At 62.9% G+C, this 21,977-nt stretch carries 24 protein-coding genes; 10 read left to right on the forward strand and 14 right to left on the reverse strand.

What is annotated here, in order from left to right:
* Nucleotides 1–5 precede the first annotated feature (5 nt).
* The 5 genes from QZ408_RS03630 to QZ408_RS03650 all read left to right on the forward strand — a co-directional run bounded on the left by QZ408_RS03630 (nt 6) and on the right by QZ408_RS03650 (nt 6,696).
* A complete protein-coding gene (locus tag QZ408_RS03630; RefSeq protein WP_292489836.1) occupies nt 6–362 on the forward strand; it encodes a carboxymuconolactone decarboxylase family protein in 357 nt (118 codons plus the stop codon).
* A 4-nt stretch (nt 363–366) separates the two neighbouring features.
* Nucleotides 367–1,011, forward strand: coding sequence for a peroxiredoxin (locus QZ408_RS03635; RefSeq protein ID WP_292489837.1), 645 nt, complete (start codon nt 367–369; stop codon nt 1,009–1,011).
* A 42-nt stretch (nt 1,012–1,053) separates the two neighbouring features.
* Nucleotides 1,054–1,665 carry an NAD(P)H-dependent oxidoreductase gene (locus QZ408_RS03640; RefSeq protein WP_292489838.1) on the forward strand — a complete coding sequence of 204 codons (612 nt, stop codon included), beginning with the start codon at nt 1,054–1,056 and terminating at the stop codon, nt 1,663–1,665.
* Nucleotides 1,662–2,288: a flavodoxin family protein gene (locus tag QZ408_RS03645; RefSeq protein ID WP_292489839.1), complete on the forward strand. Its 627-nt coding sequence runs from the start codon at nt 1,662–1,664 to the stop codon at nt 2,286–2,288. Before QZ408_RS03640 ends, QZ408_RS03645 begins: the two co-directional genes overlap by 4 nt.
* 316 nt (nt 2,289–2,604) lie before the next feature.
* Nucleotides 2,605–6,696: a PAS domain S-box protein gene (locus QZ408_RS03650; RefSeq protein WP_292489840.1), complete on the forward strand. Its 4,092-nt coding sequence runs from the start codon at nt 2,605–2,607 to the stop codon at nt 6,694–6,696.
* 19 nt (nt 6,697–6,715) lie between these two features.
* Here QZ408_RS03650 and QZ408_RS03655 read toward each other — a convergent pair whose 3' ends face one another.
* A complete protein-coding gene (locus QZ408_RS03655; RefSeq protein WP_292490153.1) occupies nt 6,716–7,300 on the reverse strand; it encodes a site-2 protease family protein in 585 nt (194 codons plus the stop codon).
* A gap of 101 nt (nt 7,301–7,401) precedes the next feature.
* Here QZ408_RS03655 and QZ408_RS03660 point away from each other — a divergent pair, with 101 nt between their 5' ends.
* Complete coding sequence (locus tag QZ408_RS03660; protein WP_292489841.1) at nt 7,402–7,686, forward strand: chorismate mutase; 285 nt, start codon at nt 7,402–7,404, stop codon at nt 7,684–7,686.
* An 8-nt stretch (nt 7,687–7,694) separates the two neighbouring features.
* On the opposite strand, the gene argB is transcribed toward QZ408_RS03660, so the two are convergent.
* The 5 genes from argB to QZ408_RS03685 are packed head-to-tail and all read right to left on the reverse strand — an operon-like array spanning nt 7,695 to nt 12,114.
* Nucleotides 7,695–8,564, reverse strand: a complete 870-nt coding sequence (argB, locus tag QZ408_RS03665) for an acetylglutamate kinase (protein WP_292489843.1) — start codon at nt 8,562–8,564, stop codon at nt 7,695–7,697.
* On the reverse strand, nt 8,561–9,700 hold the full coding sequence (argJ, locus tag QZ408_RS03670; RefSeq protein WP_292489844.1) for a bifunctional glutamate N-acetyltransferase/amino-acid acetyltransferase ArgJ: 1,140 nt from the start codon (nt 9,698–9,700) through the stop codon (nt 8,561–8,563). The genes argB and argJ overlap by 4 nt, the downstream gene beginning before the upstream one ends.
* On the reverse strand, nt 9,697–10,185 hold the full coding sequence (locus QZ408_RS03675; RefSeq protein ID WP_292490154.1) for a CBS domain-containing protein: 489 nt from the start codon (nt 10,183–10,185) through the stop codon (nt 9,697–9,699). The genes argJ and QZ408_RS03675 overlap by 4 nt, the downstream gene beginning before the upstream one ends.
* 10 nt (nt 10,186–10,195) lie before the next feature.
* The gene (gene argC / locus QZ408_RS03680; RefSeq protein ID WP_292489845.1) at nt 10,196–11,182 is read right to left on the reverse strand and encodes an N-acetyl-gamma-glutamyl-phosphate reductase; all 987 of its coding nucleotides are present in this window, start codon (nt 11,180–11,182) and stop codon (nt 10,196–10,198) included.
* 26 nt (nt 11,183–11,208) lie between these two features.
* A complete protein-coding gene (locus tag QZ408_RS03685) occupies nt 11,209–12,114 on the reverse strand; it encodes an ADP-ribosylglycohydrolase family protein (RefSeq protein ID WP_292489846.1) in 906 nt (301 codons plus the stop codon).
* A 155-nt stretch (nt 12,115–12,269) separates the two neighbouring features.
* Between QZ408_RS03685 and QZ408_RS03690 the strand changes: the two genes are divergently transcribed.
* The 4 genes from QZ408_RS03690 to QZ408_RS03705 all read left to right on the forward strand — a co-directional run bounded on the left by QZ408_RS03690 (nt 12,270) and on the right by QZ408_RS03705 (nt 15,485).
* Entirely contained in the window at nt 12,270–12,410 is a 141-nt protein-coding gene (locus QZ408_RS03690; RefSeq protein WP_292489847.1) for a hypothetical protein, read from the forward strand.
* The gene (locus tag QZ408_RS03695; RefSeq protein ID WP_292489849.1) at nt 12,403–12,987 is read left to right on the forward strand and encodes a nucleotidyltransferase domain-containing protein; all 585 of its coding nucleotides are present in this window, start codon (nt 12,403–12,405) and stop codon (nt 12,985–12,987) included. Before QZ408_RS03690 ends, QZ408_RS03695 begins: the two co-directional genes overlap by 8 nt.
* Nucleotides 12,988–13,089: 102 nt before the next feature.
* Nucleotides 13,090–13,554 (forward strand): hypothetical protein, encoded by a 465-nt coding sequence (locus tag QZ408_RS03700; protein ID WP_292489851.1) that lies wholly within the window; start codon nt 13,090–13,092, stop codon nt 13,552–13,554.
* A gap of 206 nt (nt 13,555–13,760) precedes the next feature.
* Nucleotides 13,761–15,485, forward strand: a complete 1,725-nt coding sequence (locus QZ408_RS03705) for a M28 family metallopeptidase (RefSeq protein WP_292489852.1) — start codon at nt 13,761–13,763, stop codon at nt 15,483–15,485.
* Nucleotides 15,486–15,537: 52 nt separating this feature from the next.
* On the opposite strand, the gene QZ408_RS03710 is transcribed toward QZ408_RS03705, so the two are convergent.
* The 8 genes from QZ408_RS03710 to QZ408_RS03745 all read right to left on the reverse strand — a co-directional run bounded on the left by QZ408_RS03710 (nt 15,538) and on the right by QZ408_RS03745 (nt 21,961).
* Nucleotides 15,538–16,458, reverse strand: a complete 921-nt coding sequence (locus tag QZ408_RS03710; protein WP_292489853.1) for a reprolysin family propeptide-containing metallopeptidase — start codon at nt 16,456–16,458, stop codon at nt 15,538–15,540.
* An 8-nt stretch (nt 16,459–16,466) separates the two neighbouring features.
* On the reverse strand, nt 16,467–17,249 hold the full coding sequence (locus QZ408_RS03715; protein WP_292489854.1) for a calcium-dependent protein kinase: 783 nt from the start codon (nt 17,247–17,249) through the stop codon (nt 16,467–16,469).
* A 157-nt stretch (nt 17,250–17,406) separates the two neighbouring features.
* A complete protein-coding gene (locus QZ408_RS03720; RefSeq protein WP_292489855.1) occupies nt 17,407–18,195 on the reverse strand; it encodes a hypothetical protein in 789 nt (262 codons plus the stop codon).
* A 34-nt stretch (nt 18,196–18,229) separates the two neighbouring features.
* A complete protein-coding gene (locus QZ408_RS03725) occupies nt 18,230–18,487 on the reverse strand; it encodes a C39 family peptidase (protein WP_292489856.1) in 258 nt (85 codons plus the stop codon).
* A gap of 525 nt (nt 18,488–19,012) precedes the next feature.
* Entirely contained in the window at nt 19,013–19,459 is a 447-nt protein-coding gene (locus tag QZ408_RS03730; protein ID WP_292489857.1) for a hypothetical protein, read from the reverse strand.
* A gap of 27 nt (nt 19,460–19,486) precedes the next feature.
* The gene (locus QZ408_RS03735) at nt 19,487–19,933 is read right to left on the reverse strand and encodes a hypothetical protein (RefSeq protein WP_292489858.1); all 447 of its coding nucleotides are present in this window, start codon (nt 19,931–19,933) and stop codon (nt 19,487–19,489) included.
* Between the two features lie 139 nt (nt 19,934–20,072).
* Entirely contained in the window at nt 20,073–21,266 is a 1,194-nt protein-coding gene (locus QZ408_RS03740) for an META domain-containing protein (protein ID WP_292489859.1), read from the reverse strand.
* An 11-nt stretch (nt 21,267–21,277) separates the two neighbouring features.
* Nucleotides 21,278–21,961: a hypothetical protein gene (locus QZ408_RS03745; protein ID WP_292489860.1), complete on the reverse strand. Its 684-nt coding sequence runs from the start codon at nt 21,959–21,961 to the stop codon at nt 21,278–21,280.
* Nucleotides 21,962–21,977 lie beyond the last annotated feature (16 nt).

Genomic DNA, 21,977 nt, shown 5'->3' on the forward strand with positions numbered 1-21,977 from the left:
TGGGCATGGGAGAGGAACAGAAGAAACTGGAAGAGAAGATCGGGAAAGTCCCCGTGATCTTCAAAGACCTCAAAGAAACGGACCCCGACCTTTACGGGAAGGTTATGGGCCTCGACCAGATGATCTGGGCCGACGGCGCCCTCTCGAGACAGACGAAGAAGATCATCGCGATCGCGATCGCCGCCGCGCTCCGGGACGGACACGCCGTCCGCGCACAGATGGCGGGTGCCGGGAGTCTCGGCGTATCGAAGGAGGAGATCGAGGAGGGGCTCAGGGTCGCGTTCTTGCTCGCGGGGATGCCGGCCTACGTCCACGGCAAGACCGCTCTTGAGGAGTACCTGGGCAACCGCCCGCGGAAGTGAAGCCATGGAACCCGAAGAAGTAGTTCGGATGCCGGTTATCGGCGAAGCGGCACCCGAGTTTGACGCGCTGACCACCCACGGCCGCCTGAAACTCTCGAACCTCAAGGGGAAGTGGGTCATCCTCTTCTCCCACCCGGCCGACTTCACGCCGGTCTGCACCACGGAGTTCATGGCGTTTGCCGGGATCGCCGACGAACTCGCGAAACTGAACGTCCAGCTCGTCGGCCTCTCGATCGACAGCGTCCACTCGCACCTTGCGTGGATCAGGAACATCAAGGAGAAGATGGGCGTCGACGTCCCGTTCCCGGTCATCGCCGACCTCGACATGAAGGTCGCCCGGCGCTACGGGATGATCCACCCCGGGCAGAGCAACACGTCCACCATCCGGACGGTCTTCTTCATCGACGATAAGGGCATCATGCGGGCCATGCTCTACTACCCGATGTCCAACGGCCGCTCCATGCCCGAGATCCTCAGGCTCACGAAGTCCCTCCAGACCTCTGATGCGCACGGCGTCGCGACACCGGCGAACTGGCAGCCCGGCGATAAGGTCATCGTCCCGGCGCCAAAGACACCCGAGGAGATCGAGAAGAGGATGAAGGAAGGCTACGAGTGCAAAGACTGGTACCTCTGCTTCAAGAAAATCTAAACCCGACACTTTTTTTGCCTCCGACTGGACAATACTCCCTGTATGACCATTGACGTCCTCGCGTTTGCGACCTCGCCCCGCCGCCACGGCAACTCCGAGACCCTGCTTGACTGGGTGCTCGATGCGATGAAGGGGGAAGGAGCGGCGGTCGAGAAGATCGTCGTCCCGGAGGTCGATATCCGGCCCTGCCGGGGGTGCAACGTCTGCGAGAGGCTCAACCGGTGCGTCCAGCGGGACTACATGGACTACATCCACGACCGGATCGTCGCGGCCGACTGCATCATCCTCGCGTCCCCCATCTACTGCATGGGGCTTGCAGCGCAGGCGAAGGTGCTGGTCGACCGGACGCAGGTCTTCCGCTCCCGGAAGTATGTCCTCCGCCTCCCGGTCGTCCCGCCGGAGCGGAAGGGAAAGCGGGTCGGGATCTTCCTCTCAACCGCCGGGCAGAACTGGGACTACGTCTTCGACGCGGCGATCCCGTCGGTGAAGTGCTTCTTCAACGTCATCGACGTCAGAAATAGGGATATCAGGTACCTGATGGTGAACGGCGTCGACGAGAAGGGAGCGATCTCCCGCCACCCCACCGCGAGAGTCGACGCAGAGGCCCTGGCAGGAGAGGTCGCCGCACACCTGCAGGAGGTCCGGGCGATATGACCGAGCCCGTAAAAGTCCTCGGGATCTCCGGGAGCCCCCGGCGGCACGGGAACACCGAGACCCTGCTCGACGCCGTGCTCGAGGGAGCCCGGGAGGCCGGAGCGGAGGTCGAGAAGATCGTCCTTCGGTCGCTTGACTACGCCTCGTGCCGGGGGTGCAACGCCTGCCACCAGACCGGGGTCTGCGTCATCCAGGACGACCTCACCCCGGTTTTCGAGAAGATCGCCGCCGCCGACGTCCTCGTCATTGCATCACCCATCTACTCGATGGGGATCACAGCCGAAACGAAGGGACTGATCGACCGCGCCCAGTACATCTGGGCGCGCAAGTTCATCCTGAAGACCCTCTACTTCACCGCCGGGCACACCCGGCGCCATAAGGGGATCTTCGTATCGACCGCGGGGCTCGGGTGGGAGAATGTCTTCGACGCTGCGTTTCCCGCTATAACCGCCTTCTTCAACACCACCGGGTTTGAGTACTGGGACAACGTCATAGCAAACGACCTGGACCGCTACGGCGGGATTGCGGGGCACCCCACCGCACTTGCTGAGGGGCGGGAGAAGGGGCGGGAAGTGGTCGCCCTCCTCCAGAAGACGCAGGCGCGAGGAGACACGGAGACCTGAGGTCGCGCCCCGGCGGATACCGGTGAGGCACCCGGCCCGGAGCATCCGAAGGTTGGTTCTATCCTCCGGGTCGGAATGTGAATACGGCTCTCCCGGGTGCGCCTTCCCAGAAAAGGGGGTCCTGGACGACCCCCAGCGATGGAGAACGTTTCTCACAGGCCGCTCTGCGGCGGCATATCCGGGCCCGGCCTCTGGTGTACGGATCACCAACATTTCCTTTTGGCCTGCAACCGAAGTATTTTAATAAGATTTCGGTGAGAACTCTCTTCAGTATAGACCCGCGAGATATTTTTCAGGACCACAGAAGGGCACGTATGTGACTCCTATCAAGCCCCCTGGAACCCTTTGCGAAGCGCCGCCGGAATACCGGGTACTTGACAGTTTCGATGACTGGTATCTCCTGATCGATGAGGATCACGACGTAATCTGGGCGAACTCGGCCCTCCGCCGTATCTTCGGGGTTCCGGAAGGCGAACTCAGGCAGGCCGTCCGCGCGCTCGGGGGAGATGGGGATCTTGTCGCGAGGATCCTTGCGGCACTTGGGGATGGTGGTGAGATCCCCGAGTTTGAGTGCCGGATCCGGGACCTGGAAGGGGAAGAGCGGCGGTGTCTCTGCTCAGGCCGGAAGGCGCCGTCCGGCGAGGGCTGGTTACTGCGGTTCCGGGATGTCCCGGATGCCGGGGACTACGAGAAGATCGTCGAGTACACCGGGACGGCGACGATCCTCATCGAGGACGACGGCATCATCTCGGTTGCGAACACCGAGTTCGAGCGGCTCTCCGGGTACCGGCGCCATGAGCTCGTCGGGGTGAAACGGCTGACCGATTTCGTTCCCCGCACCGACGAACTCCGGCGGATTATCGGTTACCACGCCCTCCGGCGGAGCGACCCTGCGGCCGCACCGAAGAACTACACCTTCTCGTTCGCCGACCGGTCCGGGAACGTCCATACCGTCGAGGTCACCATCGGCATGGTCCCGGGGACAAACCGGTCAGTGATGTCGCTCCTCGACGTGACCGGGCGGAGGCGTGCCGAGCAGGCGCTGCAGAAGAGTGAGGAGCGGCTGATCCTCGCACTTTCGGCGGCAAACGATGGGCTGGTCGACTGGGACGTCGGCACCGGGACGATCTTTTACAGTCCGCGGTGCTTCACGATGCTCGGCTACGAACCGGGGGCGTTCGTGCCCACGATCTCCTCGCTCCTCTCGCTTGTCCATCCTGAGGACCGCGATCGTGTGGAGGAGGCGCTCACCGCCATGGCCACCGGAGAGCGCGATCGTTTCGAGATGGAGTTCCGGGCCCGGTCAGCATCCGGGGAATGGATCTACGTGCTGGACCGGCTCAAGGTGGTCAGCCGGGACACGGATGGGACGCCGCTCCGGATCGCAGGAACGCATTCCGATATCACGGAGCGGAAGTCCGCGGAGAGAGAACTCCTGATCCGGGACATGGCGATGGAGTCGTCGCTCTCCGCCATCGCCGTCGCCGATCTCGACGGACGCCTGACCTATGCCAACCGGGCCCTGCTCGAGATGGGCGGGCTCACTGACCCGACCGAGGTTCTCGGGCGGCACATTGCGGAGTTCTGGGTCGAGCCCAGGCGGGTCGAGGAGGTTCTCCGGACGCTCGCGGAGCGGGGCAGGTGCACCGGAGAACTGGTCGGTCGGAGAGCCGACGGGACGCTTTTTTCCGCCCATGTGACCGTGAACGTTGTCACCGACAGATCTGGAAGCCCGGTCTGCATCATGGCCACCGCCATCGATATCACCGAGAAGCGACGCATGGAAGAGGCGCTCCGGGAGAGCGAAGAGCGCTACCGGACGCTTGCGGAGGCGGCGCCGGATATCATCTTTCTCGTCGGCACAAAGGGAGACGTCTTCTACGTAAACAGTGCCGGTAGTCGCCTGCTCGGTAGGAAACCGGAGGCACTGAAGGGGAAGAACCTCAGAGACCTCTTCCCGCCTGCTATCGCGGAGCGGTGGCTTGCGATGCTCCGGAAAGCGGCGGAGTCGGCCGGGGAGTTCTTTACCGAGGAGACCCTGCTGCCAGGAGACGATGGCGGTACCTGGCTTGAGACGCGCCTCATCCCGATGACGGGAAGAGACGGCACCGTCCGGAGCCTGCTCGGGATCAGCCGCGACGTCACCGACCGGAAGCGGGATGAAGGGCGGCTCCGGTTCCAGGCCCTGGTGCTCGACCAGGTGGAGGATGCCGTGACCGCGCTCGATACCGGGCAGAGGATCACCTACATGAACCGGGCCGCTGAAAGGCTCTTCGATGTTCCTTTAAGCGAGGCTGTCGGTCGGCCGGAATCGGAACTCTTCCCCTGCGAATGGCTGCATACGGATGATGAAGAGAGGGTGAAAAGAGTCCTCCAGTCATCTGGAACCTGGCGCGGCGTTCTCCTCCACCGGAAGAAGGACGGGGAAACCATGTTCATCGATGCGACCATCAGTGCCTTAACCGGCGAAGATGGGAGGAGCGCCGGGACGCTCTGCTCCCTCCGCGACGTTACTGCGCAGAAGCGGGCAGAACTCGAGCTCCGGATCAAGGATATGGCGATAGCGTCGTCACTCGACGCCATCACCCTCGCCGACCTCGATGGGAGGATCATCTACGTCAACCGCGCCTCTCTCGCCGTACACGGGTGGGAGCGGGAGGAGGAGGCCGTCGGGAAGCCCGCCTCGATGTTCTTGGCCGACCCGGAGAAGGCGAAATGGGTCGGGGAAGAGGTTCTCAGGAACGGATCCTGGTCCGGGGAGATGGAGGCCCGGCGACGTGACGGGACGACCTTCCCCATGCAACTTGCTCTCTCCGTCGTCACCGACGAGTCGGGCAGGCCGCTCTGCGTGATGGGCTCGGGAATCGATATCACCAAACGAAAGCAGGCCGAGCAGGAACTCCGGATCCGGGATATGGCGATGGCGTCCTCGCTCAGCGCGTTCACCATCGCGAGCCTCGACGGACGCCTGACCTACGTCAACCAGGCGTTTCTCTCCATGTGGGGCTGCACCTCCGCCACCGAGGTTCTCGGAAGATCGGTCATGGAGTTCTGGCAGGACAGAGAAGAGGCCGCGAATGCTCTCCAGACACTCCGTGATACCGGCAGGTACATAAACAAGCGGATCGGCAGGCGCCGGGACGGCACGGAGTTCTACGTCAGGTTCTCCGGGAACCTGGTCAGGAGCGATGTCGGGGTTCCCATCTGTCTGACGGCTTCACTTGCCGATATCACCGACCTGAAGCGGGCCGAGGCGGAGGTCCAGGCCCATAACCGAGAACTCTCGGCCTTAAACCAGATCATCGGCGTATCGATGTCTGCGACGGATATCAATGAGACATTGGAAGAGGTGCTCGCGGCGACCCTCGCTCTCCTCGACCTCCAGGGCGGTGGGATCTACCTGATCGAGCCGGAACGGCGGAGCGCACGACTTGTCTGCGTCCAGGATCTCCCGGAGGGTTTTTCCCCCGAGCCTTGCATCCCGGACATCACGGTCCCGCCGTACGCGGAAGTTCTGGTGGCGGGAGAGCCCCTCTTCTTCGACGACCACCCGCACCTCCGCTACCCGGGAGAGGAGAGCGAAACGCCGCACCCGTACGCCAGCATCCCGATTGTAGCGCACGAGAAGGTCATCGGGGCCCTGAACGTGATCTGTGGGGAGAGGAACCGGTTCACCGACGCCGACCGCTCCCTCCTCACGGCCATCGGAAGGGCGGTCGGGAGTTCCATCGAGCGCACACTGCTGATCCGGCAGCTCGAGACGGCCGAGCGGGAGGCAAACCTCTACCTCGATATCCTCAGCCACGACATCAGGAACGCGGAGAACATCTCAAGCCTCTACGCCGACATCCTCATCGATATGCTCGAGGGTGATGCGAAGGATTACGCGCAGAAGATCCGCAGCAGCATCCGAAAGAGCATCGGGATCTTACGGAACGTCTCGACGATCCGCCGGATCCACCATGAGTCAGCCACGCTCGCGCCGGTCGACCTCGACCGGGTGATCCGGGACGAACTCAGGATCTTCTCCGGGAGCCGGATCCACTACAGCGGCACAGACCTCGCGGTCATGGCCGACCCCCTCCTCCCCGAGGTCTTCACGAACCTCATCGGGAACGCCGTCAAGTTCGGGGGACCGGCGGTCGAGGTCGCCATCCGGGTGGAGGAGAGCGGCGGCGACGTCCGGGTCTCGATCGAAGATACCGGCCCGGGGATCCCCGACGGAATGAAAGAGACCATATTCACGCGGTTCGGGAAGAACAGGAACCGGAAGAGCGGCCAGGGCCTCGGGCTCTCCATCACCCGGATGCTTGTTGAGCGTTACGGGGGCCGGGTCCGGGTCGACGACCGGGTGCCGGGCCACCCGGAGTGCGGCGCGGCGTTCCGGTTAACGCTAAAGAAAGCCTGAAAAAAGGGGAACGTGCCCCTCACAGGAGCGACCAGACGAGGACCCCGGCGGACGCGGCCATGAGCGCCGCAAACGCGGCCGGGTTCCAGGCGAGGACCTTGCGCCCGTCGAGGACGCTGATCGGGAGCATGTTGAAGGTCGCGATCATCGCGTTGACCCGGAGCCCGACGAGGCCCACGATGCCGATGAGCCCGCCGCCGAAGAGCATGAGGGCCGCGAAGGGGATACAGAGGAGGAGGTTCGTGATCGGCCCCGCCGCCGATATTCGCCCGTTCTCGGCCCGTGTCGCGTTTCCATAGATGTAGGTCGCTCCCGGGGCCGCAAAGACGACCCCGACGAGCGCCGCCATCACCACGGCGACGAGGAGCATCTGGTTATCCTTCTGGAACTCCGCCCAGTAGCCGTAGCGCATGGCAGCGAACTTGTGCGCCAGTTCGTGGAGGACGAAGGCGACCCCTACCGTGAGAAGGGACATCACGAAGAAGAAGATGAGCCCGGCGACGTCAACCCCTCCCCGGATGTAGATCAGGGTGAAGGCGATTGAGATGGCAAGCCACGCGATCAGGAGATCCCGGCGCTCGCGTGGCGGTATTCGTTCCAGCATCCGGTACCAGGTTTGTCCCGGCATGATAATATCCTTCGCTTCCCCCCGGAAGACGGCGAAAACCCGCAAGGTTATTTCCCGGTCGCGGTCAACCATGGAGTATGTCCCTTGATGCCGTCAGGAACGAGATCCGCGAGATCGATGAGAGGATCATCGATCTGATTGCAGAACGGCAGAGGCTTGCAGCGCGGATCGCCCGCCTCAAGCAGGAGGAGGGCCTCCCCATCCGCGACGGACCGCAGCGGAAGGCAGTCCTCGACCGGGCCTTCACCTACGCCGTCGAGAGCCGGATCGACCCGGTCGCCGTCCGGAGCATCTTTGAGATCCTGATCGATATGAACGAAGAGCGGCAGCGGGGGTGCAGCGGGGATGGCAACCTGCCCTAAAAAAAAGATCAAAGGGTGATCATCGTCCCGACGCCCTCGTCGGTGAAGAGCTCGAGGAGCAGGTTGTGCTCCCGGTTGCCGTTCACGACGTGGGCGCTCACGACACCGTTCCTGACCGCCTTCATGCACCCTTCGAGTTTCGGGATCATCCCCCCGGCGATCGTCCCGTCTTCGATCATCGCCTCGGCCTCGGAGAGGGCGAGGCGGTGGTAGACCCGGGTCCGGTCGACGTTCATCACCCCGTCCACGTCTGTGAGGTTGATCAACTTGAATGCGTGGAGAGCGATCGCGATCTCGGCGGCCGCGGTATCGGCGTTGATGTTCAGGCTCCCGCCCTGTCGGTCGATCGCTATCGGGGCCACCACGGGGATGTAGCCCTGGGCAAGGAGGCAGTGGAGCACCTCGGGGTCGACCTCCTCGATCTCGCCGACCCGGCCGAGGTCCACCTCCTCCACGACCTCCCCCACCTTCACCCGCTGGGGCTCCATCTTCCGGGCGATGAGGAGGTTGCCGTCGTTGCCGGAGATCCCGACCGCCCGGGTGCCGCAGTTCGCGATGAGGGAGACGATCCCGTCGTTGATCTTGCCGACGAGGACCATCTGTGCGATCTCCAGGGTCTCGGGGTCGGTGATCCGTAAGCCCCCGACGAACTTGGGTTCCTTGCCCATCGCCCGCATCTTTGCGGTGATCTCGGGGCCGCCGCCGTGCACCAGGACGACCTTCATCCCCACGTAGCGGAGGAGGACGGCATCCCGGATCACCGTCTCCAGGATGTTCTGGTCGACCATAGCATGGCCGCCGAGTTTGATCACGATCGTCTTCCCGTGGAACTTCTGGATATAGGGGAGTGCCTCCATCAGCACGTCTTCTCGTTTCATGTCGTATACTTCCCGTTGATCTCTACGTATCTCTCGGTGAGGTCACATCCCCACGCCGTCGCCTTCCCTTCGCCCGCCGCAAGGTCGAGGTCGAACGCGACGGTATCGCCGTGCATTGCAATCTTCGCCTTCGCAAGATCGGCGACGATCTCGCCGCGGATGACAAGCGGCACCCCCCCGACCCAGAGGGAGACCGCATAAGGGTCGAACTCCGCGCCGGCTCTCCCCGCTGCAGCGACAACCCGGCCCCAGTTTGGGTCCTCGCCGTAGATGGCGGTCTTGACGAGCGGGGACGCGACGATCGTCCGTGCAACGGCGGCGGCCTCGTCCTCGTCGGCGGCGCCGCGGACCGTGACCTCGAGGAGTTTCGTCGCCCCTTCGCCGTCGCGGGCGATCTGGACCGCGAGGCTGCGGCAGACCGTTTCGATGGCTCGCGCAAGTTCTTCGCGGTCCACCCGGCCTGCGGCGCCGGTCGCGGTGCAGAGGGCCACGTCGTTTGTGCTCGTATCCCCGTCGACCACGACCCGGTTGAAGGACCGCCGGGCCGCCTCGCGGAGGATATCCTGGAGGACCGGGGCCTCGACCTCCGCATCGGTGTAGATGAACGCAAGCATCGTTCCCATGTTCGGGGCGATCATCCCGCTGCCCTTGGTGATCCCGCCGACGGCAAACGATTCCGCCTCGACAAGGGCGTGTTTCGGGAAGGTGTCGGTCGTCATGATCGCCCGGGCCGCCGCGGCCTCGGCGTCGCCGCTCCGGGCGAGGAGCGGTGCTACCCGCTCGCACTGGTCCCGGATGAGGGGAAGGTCGAGGTAGCGCCCGATCACCCCGGTGCTCGCGACGCCGACCGCGGCGGGGTCAAGCCCGAGCGGAGCGGCCGCGATAGAGCACATCTCAAGTGCGTCGCGGTATCCCCGTTCGCCGGTGTAGGCGTTCGCGCACCCGCTGTTCACGACGACGGCGTCGAGCGTTCCCCTGCGCATCCGGTCCATCATCACCTCGACCGGGGCCGCCCGCACCTTGTTCGAGGTGAAGACCCCCGCTGCCGTCCCGCTTGCCCGGATCAGGGCAAGCCCGAATTTTCCTTCCTTGATTCCCCAGGCACTGACGCCTTTCACTGCGCAGATACTCTTCATGCCTCTTCCTCCTCCCCGGTGGGCTCCCCGATACCGCGGACGATATCAGCCCGGGTGACGATCCCGACCAGCCTTCCCTCGCGGAGCACCGGGAGGCGTGCGATCCTCTCACGGAGCATCAGGGATGCCGCATCGGCGATATCCGACTCCTCGTCGATCGTGACGACCGGGCTGCTCATCACCCGCCGCACCTCCATGTCGCCGATATCGGTGAGCGCCCGCTTCGTCTTCTCCCAGTTGATGAACTCCCTGACCGGGATCTCGATCACCTCAAGCGGCGACGGGAGCCAGAGGTCGCTTGAGAGGTCGCCGGTATCGAGGAGCGATATGATGTCGGTTTCGGTGACGATTCCCGCCACCCGGTCCCCGTCCATGACGGGAAGTCCGCCGATGTGGTACTTCCGGAGCAGCCCTGCCGCCTCACGGACCGGTGAATCGACCCGGACGGTCACGGGGTCCGGGGTCATGATCTCCCTGACCTGCACCGCCGCCACCTCAGGGGAGCATCCCGGCGAAGCGGAGACCGGCATCTTCCGCAAACCCGCACATCAGGTTCATGTTCTGGATGGCCTGGCCGCTTGCGCCCTTGACCAGGTTGTCGATCGCCGAGACCGCGACGACACGGTCGCCCTCGCTCTCCACCGCCACATCGCAGAAGTTCGTCCCCCGCACGGCGGCAAGGGTCGGTTTCTGGTAGCGGACGAAGAACTCGTCCTCGTAGAACTTCCGGTAGAGCGCCTCGACCTCCTTCTGTTCCATCGGCTCGCGGATGAGGATGTGGGCCGTCGTGAGGATGCCCCGGTTCACCGGGAGGAGGTGCGGCGTGAAGTAGCACCGGGCGGTTGAGCCGAGCCGGGCTGCCTCCTGCTTCATCTCCGCAAGGTGGCGGTGGGTCGTCCACTTGTAGGCGCTGAAGTTGTCGCCGACGTTCGGGTAGTGGGTGGTCGCGGAGGGGGTGTTCCCGGCCCCTGAGACACCGGTCTTTGAGTCGTAGATGATGATGTGGGCGTATTTTGCGAGCGGAGCTGCCGCGAGCGTCGCCCCGGTCGGGAAGCAACCCGGGTTTGCGACAAAGGCAGCGCCCCTGACCTCGTCACGGTGGAGTTCGGTCAGGCCGTAGGGGGCCTTGAAGTAGGCCTCGTGGTCCACGCCGTAGGTCTTCTCGTAGACATCCTGTGCGAGCCGGTAGTCGGCCGAGAGGTCGACGGTCCTGATCCCCCGCTCTACAAGCGTCCCGGCAACCTTCATCGCCGCGGTGTGCGGTACGGCGAGGAAGACGAAGTCGGCATCGATATCGCCGGCTTCGGTGTTCCGGAAGACGAGATCGGTCAGTCCCCGGAGGTGGGGGTGGACTGAGGCGACGGGGGTGCCGTCCAGCTTCCGGGACGTCGCAGCGACGACGTCTGCGGACGGGTGATTCAGCAGGAGCCGCATCAACTCGCCGCCGGTGTATCCGGATGCACCGATAATCGCAATTTCCATAAGGAAGATGTGTCTTTTACAGAATCTTAAGGCTTTGTGGTGTATCGTTCGTAGAGCCGGGCCGCCATCGACTCGATCTCGTCCCGGCACTCGAGTCCTTCGAGGAGATCCCCTGGCAGCGCGGTTTTTCCGTAGACCGCGCCTATGTAGGCGCCGCAGATGAGCGCGATGGTGTCGGTGTTTCCCCCGACGTGCGCGGCGACGGTGAGAAGACTCCTCGCCTCCCTGATCCGGTAGATCAGGAAGAACGCGAGAGGAACGGTCTGGTAGACGGTCACGTCGTTCCCGATCACCGATAACGCGCTCTCAAGGCTGATCCCCTCGTTTGCGAGCCGGACGGCATCGCGGATCTTGTTGCCGAGGGCGACGTCTTCGAGGCCCGCGTGCTTCTCGGCGAGCGTGAGCGCATCAGATCGGCCGCGGACGGCGTAGTGGACGAGCATCGCGACGGTGACGGCTCCCGCGTGCGCCGCCGGGTGGGTATGGGTGACGCTGCAGGCCTGGACCACCCGTTCGGTCACGTCGACCGGGTCGCCGTAGGCGAGCGCGAACGGGATGGCGATGCTGACGCAGCCGGCGGTGTTGGAGGCGACGCCGCCCAGCTTTTCGCCCGAGAGGAGGAGGCGCCGGCACGCGGCGTCCACGGCGCCGTCGGGGAACCGGAGCTCCTCCTTCATGTACATCCGGGCGAGGGCGGCCGCGTACCCCTCCTCCGAGTAGGTGCCGTCGACGAGCATCCCGGCGACAAGGAGCATCATCTGGGTGTCGTCGGTGAACTGCCCGGGTTTCAACCCGGCGTTCGGGTGCCCCCGCCAGGCCCGGCGGTATCCCTCGTGGAGGCGCTGGAAGTCCGGCGGGGTGCTCTCCCGCGCCATGCCGAGGGCGTCGCCGATGGCGGCCCCGAGGAGACAGCCCTTGAACTGATCGAGCATTTGAATAGTATCTCTCGTAAGATTCCTCTTAAGGGTTGTTATTCAACGTGCAGGGGGCGGTCACGGCGATGTTGCCGGCATGTGCTGGCCGGGGGACCGGAGATCGCTTATAGCGCGACGACGAACCCTCCAATCAGGGTACCCGGGAGAGAATCATGCAGCAACTCTCGATACGGACGGTCACCGCCGTGCTCCTGGTGGTGTTCGCCGGGATCGCGCCGGCGGCAGGGATCGAGACCGCCCCCAACCGGAATCCTGATGTAGGGGATCGTCCAATATTCTGGACATATGTCTAAAAGATTGGACATCCGGGAGGACCATCTCAGGGTTCTCTCCCTCTTCACCCGGGGCTACGATCGCGAGATGTACATCCGGGAGGTCTCCAGGTGCCTTCCGATCAGCCGCGGAACGGCCCAGACGGCCCTTGAATACCTTGAGGCAAAGCAGGTCCTCCGCTCCGTCACCAGGGGCAGGACACGGTTGTTCTCCCTGCGCCGGGGCGAACACGCACGGGACTTCTGCATCCTTGCAGAGGTCTACCGGAGGATCTGCCTCCGGGAGGAGGAACCCTTCCTCGCCGGAGTTCTCAACCGGATCGTCCCCCATATCGAGGGAAGCGGTGCAGTCTTCGGGAGCCACGCAGAGGGGACCGCAGACGAGGAGTCCGATCTCGACCTTTTCGTTGCCGGCGAATGCCGGGGGGAGGAAATTGAGAGGATCGGGAAGATCTATGGTCTCAAGATTCACCTCACCGTCTACCCGCTGAAGATCTTTGACCGGGACCTCCATACGGACCCTTTTCTCCAGGAAGTGCTCCGGAACCATGTGCTGATCAAAGGCACCGAACACTTCGTCGAGAAGGCGGTGGGATGATGGACCAGCTTGTATGGTGCGGCCGGATCAGAAACGGCATCTCCCTCACCGCCCCGAATGAGACCCTGGCGTCGGCATACCTGAAGAAGGCCGAAGAGGCCCTTGAGACGATGCAGACGATTCCCCGCTCACGACTGGAGGATAACGACCGCATACTACGCGATGTACTTCTCCCTCTACGCGGTCCTCACGCGGATCGGGATACGGTGCGAGAACCATTCCTGCACCATCCTGCTCATGGAACGGCTTCTCTCCGATTATTTCACTCCTGCCGAGGCGATACTCGTGGAAAAGGCAAGGGGAGCACGGGTCGATGCCCAGTACTACGTCTCGCGGGAGATTCCCGACCTCTTCTGCGACGAACTTATCCGGGCCGCCCCTCGATTTCTGGTGAAATGCACGGGCATCGTCGACGGGATGAGCGAGAAGGCCATCGGGGCCCTGAGGGGACGCCTGACGGAGGCGCTACGGGAAGAGGGTGAGAAAGCGGCGGAGCGAAGCCACCCGATCGCTGATGCCACGACCCGCGTCACCTCGCCCACAGAGAGGCTTCCCATCATCTCGTAGACCGACCGGCCCGGGATGCCGCCGGCCGGCTCCGGCATCCGCACGGGGAGGGGTTCCCCGGGCCTTATACCGATCCTGCATCAAAAAGGTATTCGCTATCGCCTGCATCCCCAGAGGCCCGAAGAGTTGATTCTTGACACAGAAATCACTTATAGCGCGACAACAAACTCTCCAATCAGGAGGCCCGCCGAGAGCGAGAGAAAACTATGAGACAACCATCAGTACCAGGGGTCGCCGCCGTGCTCCTGGTAGTGCTCGCCGGGATCGCGCCGACGGCCGCCCTCGACGACCTCACGGCCGAACCCGCGAGGATCGAGGAGATGACCCGCGACCTCTGCACGTTCGAGCGGGCGTTGGGGTCGGAAGAGCGGACGGCGGCCGCGGCCTATATCACCACCGCGATGGAAGAGCGCGGGCTCTCGGTCAACACCGCGAGGTTTGCGTATGCCAACTGTTACTTCGACCCGCCGCTTGCCCTCTCCTCAAACATCATCGGCGTCAGGGAGGGGGCGACCGACCGGATCGTCGTCGTCTCTGCGCACTACGACACCGCCGGCCCGGAGACGCCCGGTGCCGACGACAACGCTGCGGGCGTGGCGACAATGCTTGAGGTCGCCCGGATCCTCAACGCCACCCCCCTGAATCAGACGGTCTATTTCATCGCCTTCGGCGGCGAGGAGACCGGGCTTGACGGGAGCAGGCGGTGGCTCGCCGACAACCCGGACCTCCACGACCGGATCGTCGTCGCGATCAACCTCGACTGCGTGGCATCCGGGGACCGTCTGCTGGCCACGGTGCTCCCCCAGCACCGGTGGATCCTTGACGCGCTCCCGCCGTCGGCGTGCATCAAGGAGACGCCGGCCCGGCTGCTTGACGCTGCACGGGGGGACGAACATGCCTTCCGTGCCGCCGGGATACCGACGATCCGGCTCTACGAGCGCGACAGTCATGCAATCATCCATACCCCCGACGACCGGCCGGAGAGGCTCAACTACACCCTTGCCGCAGAGTGTGCTGAGATTGTCGCCGGGACGGTTGTGGGGCTTGACGCGGGCGGTGACGGGCCGGGAATCGACCTTTCGGTCGAGAACGGGACAGTCATCTTCACAACTCTGAATGACGCACCGATCGAGGTGATCGTCGACGGCACCAGCCTCGGGGTGCTCCCGTCGGGGTCGGTCACCCTCCCGAAAGGTCCGCACGTTGTGCAGGCAGCCACCTACGGCCCCACCGGGGCGAAAGCGGTTGCGACGGTCATGGGGGAGGGGGTAGAGATCGTGCCGCCGACGGTATCGGGGAGCGCCGTCACCATCCCCTGGGGAGCTGACCCTGGCGAAGATCCTCCAATCCACCTCACCTTTGCGGCCGTCCCGCTCTCCTACCACCTCGACCGCCCGGAAAAGGTTGTCCGGGTCGACGGTTACTTCGATGGGGTCCTGATCCGGGATCTCAATAACGGCCAGGCGGTGATCCCGGTCCGGGGGCCGCACTCCTTCACAGCCGTGGCCTACGGAGCCGACGGCTCGGTCCTCGGGACCGACCGGACCGATTTCTTCCTCCAGCAGTACGGGATGGTTGACCTCGACGGCGGGCTCCTGCGGGTCGATGAGACCGGCGGGGTTACCTGCTCCGCGTCGGCCCGCACCTACACCTACAACTACACTCCCGGTGAGATCTACGATATCGTGGTGGGGTGCGACTACCGGGACACTGCGGATGTATTCCTGCAGACGGCGGAGTTCCGGGCGGACGGCCCCGGCGGCCAGAAGTGTGAACGCCACTTCTTTGATGTGCCGGTCCTCAACGATTCCCGGCGAGGGGAGATCAGGTTCTGGCTGGAGCCGGAGGGGCCGGGCACCTACCACTGGACCATCTCCTGCAGCGAGGGGGACAGAAGGGGCGCGGAGACCGGGAGCCTCGTCCTCAGCTGATCCGGCTACCCGGGGGCCGGCCGGTACCCCTGCAGCAGCGACCCTTCGGTCATCAGGCCCTGCCCGGCCTCATAGCGTCGATCAGGCTCTTTGCGAGGCTTGCAATCCGGTTTCCGGCAACGTCCGGAGAACCCCCGGTCCCGTCCGGCGGCACATAGCGATCGGTCGCCAGGGGCTGGAATTTCGGGATGACGTCCCGCTCGTCGTAGACGACGTGCACGACCTTCTGCTCCCCGTCGATACCGACGGTCCCGGCCTGGGCGATGACGACCGACGTCGTGCCGTACCGGATCGTCCCGAGAATCACGTCGTCGCCGACCGTGAACGCGGCGGAACTCCCGGGCTCCCCGGCGACCGTCCCCTCAAAGCGCCATACATGAGGGAGGGAGGCGGCGAACGTCCCCGACTCGTTCTTCACAAAAGCCCGGGCGCCTTCGGCAACAGGGCCCGGCACCGGTTCAAGGTCGAGCATGAATTCTTGACCACGGAGGCGGAGCGTCACCGGGCTCCCCGAACCCGCGTCGGCGATGAACGCCCCCGGGTCGGCGGTCACGAGGTCGTAGTTCCGGAGAGGCGGGAGGTTTGTGAGGTTCACCTCGCCGGTCGACGGGACCGGGCTGAAGTACGCAGGATCGGTCACGACCACCTGCGCCGTAGGGCCGGACGGCAGGCCCGATATCGTCACAGATCCACGTTCGGGGAACGTCACGTTCTCCCCGAGCAGGATCATGCCAGGGTGCCTGGCCAGGTCTTCGGGGTCCGGGCGCACCGGTTCTTTCGTAACTATCGGTTTGTTGTACATCGACATATCCCGGGGCTCGGCCCAGCCGTCGATGGTATCAAGCCAGTTTGTGTTCTCGGCGCCGGCAGAGGGTGCCGAAGCGGCGGTGGAAACCACCGGGACAAAGAACGTCCCGATGAGCACTGATGCCAGCAGCAGACCAGGCAGCCGCACTTTGATGCTCTTCATCATCTCCCGAATCACCCCCCTGCGTCGGCAAAGACGTATTCGACATACGGTTCAGGAGCACCGCCCCGGATCGCGGTTCCGGAAAACGCGTACACCGGCCGGACCAGATCCTGGACGATACCCATCGGCTCCATCCAGTAACCGATCGCGACATTCTCAATCGTGATCTGATCATACTCCCCACCCACGTGAGGGCGGACAGTCCTTGCTGCAAGGAGATCCTCATATGCCTCCCCGGGGGATCGGAGGCTGACATTCCCGTCCGGCGTCGCCTCACGCCAGGTCTTCACGAGCCCGACGACCTTGCCGCCGTCACCCAGGATCACCGCAAATTCATCGCCGTAGACCGGCAGCCCGTCAAGCGACCGGCCGAACCGGACCGCTTTCGTCACATCGTACGACACCTCCGGCTCGCTCCCGCCCGCCTTCCAGACCTCCTGCTTCTGGCCCGCCCCAACCGCCACGACCCGGGCGTCCGGCGACTGCATGCCGGTCTTTGCCAGGAACGCAAGCGCAATCTTCTCTGCCTCCGCATCCGTCGGGAGGTCCGGCTGCCGGGTCACCTCGGTCGGCAGTTCCAGGTCAGGGATGTGGTAGGCCACGGCGCCGGAATGTGCATACACCGATACCTGCTCCTCCGGGTCCTTCGAGGCATCGATGAGGAGGAACTCGCCGGTCTTTTTGTTCATTGCCCCTGGTTCCCCCGAGAGCCCGAACCGCTCCGCAACCTCCCGGACCTGCTCTTCTGTGATGGCGGCAGGGACGACCCGGTAGAGCGTGTACGAGTCCCGCACCTCCGGGAACTCAGCGGTGAGAGAGAACATAGTTTCGCCTGCGCCCGCCCCGGCGGGAAGAGGGATTTCCGGAGCCTGCCCCGGACCAAGAACCCATGCGCACCCGACTATGATCGCGAAAGCGAGACAGACGAGTGCACCAATCTTTCGTGGCATTTTAAGACCATCCATTTACTCTCCCGGGAGATTTCGCTGCCCGGGGCAGGAGAGGGATACCTTCGCACACGGAATGCGTAGACCCTGTTGCCGCTTCCTGTGCCGAGCAGGGTGCGAGCGGCCTTGCACCATGAAGCGAATAACTCCGGAGCATAAGATTCTCCAGGGTAGCGGTGTGATCAGGGAGAATGGCCGGCCCGACCACCCCATAGTAAACAACGAAGTAATCGTCGTGTTTCGGGGACAGCGGCTTCTCAACAACGGTGAAATAACCAAAAGACGTTTCGTTATCGAATTTTGTTACGGCAACAGGACTAAAGATCGGTTCCCCCTGTGATAAATCAGGTTCTTTGGAGAGGAACAGCTCAGCGGAAGAGACATTCCCAGATGCTCGGAGGTGGCTGCAGAGGTCCATCTCAGCCTGTAAGAGGTCTGCCTTATCATCGAAGTACCAGTTGACGACCAGATACCGATCACCCGACACGGTGTCGGCATACATTGCATAGCTGCAGTGCCGTGAGAGGACCGGGAACAAGGATGGACACCCGTCTTCGATATCGCCGAGCAGGACAACATTCCCATCGATCGTTCTATTTACGGCGACAGAGCCGTTTTCCGCATACTCATACCGGGGCTGCGGGATATACCATTTCTGCAGGGCCTCAGGGGGAGGATATCCGGGACCGATGGCGAGGAGGTCAATGAGCAGGAGGATACCGAAAGCACCGATAGCGATCAGGAGGAGAATAAATGCGAATTTGCTGGTTCTGTCGGTTTTCAGGGATTTCATCTGGATCTACCACCATAAAGAGGGGGTCAGGGCCTCACCCAGGTCGCCATGGCACCCCACACCAGTTACCATAGACTACGTTATGGATCTGAGTATCCCATGTGTCATGTATGGGCACCCAGTCCTCCGTATAGTCGTGATAACCTACACAGGCAACGCTGTGATCACCATAAGGCCTATCTCCTCCTATAGGCATGCCGCCGCCCCACAGGCTGAGAACAAAAGGCCTCTGTGCATCCACCTCGCTCTTTACCTCATCAAACGTCATCCAGGCATCGTCTCTTGAATCCATTGAAGAATCACACATCTAAGTGCACAGAACGCCTACGTTTCCTTTGCCTCCGGGCATGCGGGGCGCGTCATCCGGGCGTCAGACCAGGGGGTGAGCAGCCCCCGCACACGAGCGGGCACCGCACGCGGCATCCAATCCAATTCTGGGTCGTTAGAACATATAAAATCAGCAGCCATCGTTCGGTTTTTTCCGAATTCATCTTAAACCTTCTCATTGTGGGGCGATCGCACGGCAGTGTGCCCCCGTCCCCGCCGGGGGATGTGCCCGAAAGGATGCACTCACCCGATCTCCGGAGAATCGGTTCGGAACAGAAAAACCCAAACCTTTTCTTCGCTGAGGGGGAGGATGATACCTCCCGGGATTTTCCCGCAGTCGGCCTCTAAGGCCGGATAATAGCTGGATAGGGTGGCCCGAGGCCAGGCGGTGACGCCCAGACTGATGTCGTGGTTCAGTTCACTCCCTCCGACTTGCCTCCCCCGTGGAAAGAGGCGATGCATATCGAGCACGGGCGACGGGGACTCCCCTTCAGGGCCATGTCGTCAGGACCACGTAGTACGCACCCTCGTACTCCATGAGCGGGTACAGCCCCCTCTCCCCCTGGGGACCGTAGGCATCGTGGAGCGCCTTGCTCTCCCGGTACGAGACCTTAGTTCCCCCGATGACACGCTGGTCCCGGTAGCCCCACTCCCACGCCGACGGGTTGCGCTCGCCGCCCCGGATGACTGCGTCGAGCGCCGGATGCCGTTCGAAGTCCTGCTCGGTCAGGGGAACGACCATGCTCTCTCCCGGCTCCGCTCTCTCCATGACGTAGAGCATCGGCTGCCCGCCTGAACTCTCGTAAGCATAGACGATGAGGGCGTCGGCGAGCATGAAGCCGAGGACGACGGCGACGGCGACGGCAAGACCGCAGGCGAGAACGATTCCTGCCGTTTTGAGCTGGTTCCTTGATTTCGGATTCTTATCTTCTTCCATTCCGATAGCACCTGTTTTGACCCGGTCTTAGGGTATCAGGGTGAGAAAGTAGTAATACGCACCCTCGTATTCGAGGTACGGTTGGCTTCTCGCCTCGACATCGGGACCGAACGACTCGATAAGTACTCCCCGTTCCACATACGTCACCGGAGCACTCCCGATCGTTCGCTTGTCGAGGACACCGTACGGTGTGTCCCCCTGATACCAGCTCCCGGGATCGCGGTTGTCGCCCCGGATCGCAGAGTCGAGCGCCGGGTTCTGCTCGAAGTCTTTCTCGGTCAGGTGGATGATCGATGCATTCTCCGGCCGTTCTCCCCTGACCTCCCAGACGTTCAATCTCGGGGATCCACCGCTTGCTTCGAGCCAGGTGAAGAGAGCAGTGCACGTGAGCACGACCGTCGCAACGAGGAGGATGACGCCGATGAACGCAAGAACCGCCACGATGATCAAACGTCTGTTGACTTTCGACTTCATGATCTCCTCTATGCTTTTCACCCAATCTCGCTGAAATAGGATCGTCCTATTTCCATTCACCTTTGTTGATGTATTCTGCTCCCGATTCCTGTACCGCCCAAAATCATAGGGTCGCCGGGGTCCCGGGGCGGCATCCCGCTTATAGCGCAGGCGTGTTCGCCATCGTCACCAGGGGTTTCCCGTCACCGGAAGAGAGTTCCAGCGTGCCGTTCCAGACCCAATACGTTCTCGCTTCTCCGAACATCGACTCGATCATCTCCCGTGATTCGCTCGCCTTTCCGGGATCATCATCTTCCGCAATAAGCATGGCGACGGGGCCGAATGATATCGATGAGTCGTCTGCATCGTACTGCGCAAATAACTGAATTCCGTGGATGATTCCGGTGATCATACCGTCCGGCATAAACAGTATCAGGTCGTACGTCCCCTCCGGTGTCAGGAGGCCGGGTCCATCCGCCGCCCGGTGCTGTTGCAGATACCAATCGACCGAGACCAGTGAAGGGGGCATCCGGGTAAACGACATGATGGAGTGACCGTTCTCGTTCATGATGTCGAGTTGAGCCCCGATTATCCGGTAACCGTGCGCCTGTTTCAGGAGCGAGGAGTACCATTCGGGCAGTTCGACCCATCCCTCCGCCGGCCCGAACCGAATGGTATCCCCGGACGCTTCATATGTCCCGCAGTAATCGGTGCCCGCGGCGGTCCCCCGGAACTGGCTTTCACCCAGAAACTGCAATGAAATCTGGTCGGTACCGGGGTCCTGAACGGCCCCTCCCGTATCGTTCCGCGGGGACCAAAGATACCACGCTTTTCCTTGGAGCGGTTGTGTCTGACTGGTGAAGGAGAGGATCTCCCTTCCGGATGCATCGAACAACCGGAGGCAGTCTCCGTCTATTGTGTAGGCTCTCGTTTTCTGGAGCAGTGTGAAGAACGCTTTCTCTTGGTCGAGCACCTCAGGGGTCGAGGTCATCTTTGTCGATTCTATGTCGTGGATCCTGAGCGTGCTGCCGGAGAGGTCATGGCCGCCGAAGAAGATGTTGCACCCGGAGGTGCCGCTGACCCGCCCGGCGTCGGTGAACGCGATGATTGGGTCCGTTTTCTCGATGACGGGGACCTCTCCTTCCTCCGTCCAATAGGAGGTAAGATGCCATGACCGCCCGGATAGCGGGGATTGATTATCATTCGCCAGCAACGATGGGTTTCCGTCCGGCGGCAATCGAGTATCGTCCCGGGCCCCTGCAGAGTGCGTGAAAACGAGAACTCCCAGGCAGACGACGAATACGAGCAGTCCGGCGAGAGCGACCCTCACGGCCCGCCGGGAGTTCTTTCGCATGGGTTCGCCCGTCAAAGATAAAGCCCCCCGGGAGTGACATGATATTCGGCCGGGATCGGGATGAACCCGGATGCTGTGCCTGGCACGGTCGCATTCACCGTCGTCGTCCAGACGTTCTCCTTTATCAGGTGTTTCATGCCTCCGCCTCCCTGGTACCTGAGGTTGAACGTGATCGGGGTGGCGTTCTCCGGCGGCGGGATGAAGCCGTCGAGGAAGACGACCGTGGTGTAGGTCCCGCCCGATGACCGGCTGAATTCTTCGACGCTCACATTTTCAGGGGTCGCAAGCACGGGCACGAGCAGCCGGGGTTCTTCTTTCTTCTCGAACTCACCAGACGATACGGAGATACCGGGCGCGTAGTCGCCCGTCGTCGTGAACGCAAGCATCTTCCCACACGGTGTCTCCCGGACCGCCGTCTGCCATCCGAAGGCCTGATAACGACTAGTAAGCACCTCCTCCGACATCGCCGGAACACCATCCACATTCGCCGGGATCGGGACCATGACCGTGGCGGTGCCGTTCACGGCAAGACTGGATAGGCCGGTGATCTCGATCGCGTAGGAGTTATTCGGTGAGATGATCTCGACGAACCCAACAGCAAGGAAGATGAGGAAGATCATCAGGGCGAGGATGCAGACCGCGGCGAGCCCGATCAGTATAGCTTTCCGGATTTTCTTACGTTGCTCGTTCATCATTTCACCAAAAAAGGTT

This window comes from Methanoculleus sp. 10 (assembly GCF_913757945.1).
In the GTDB taxonomy this organism is placed as follows: Archaea; Halobacteriota; Methanomicrobia; order Methanomicrobiales; family Methanoculleaceae; genus Methanoculleus.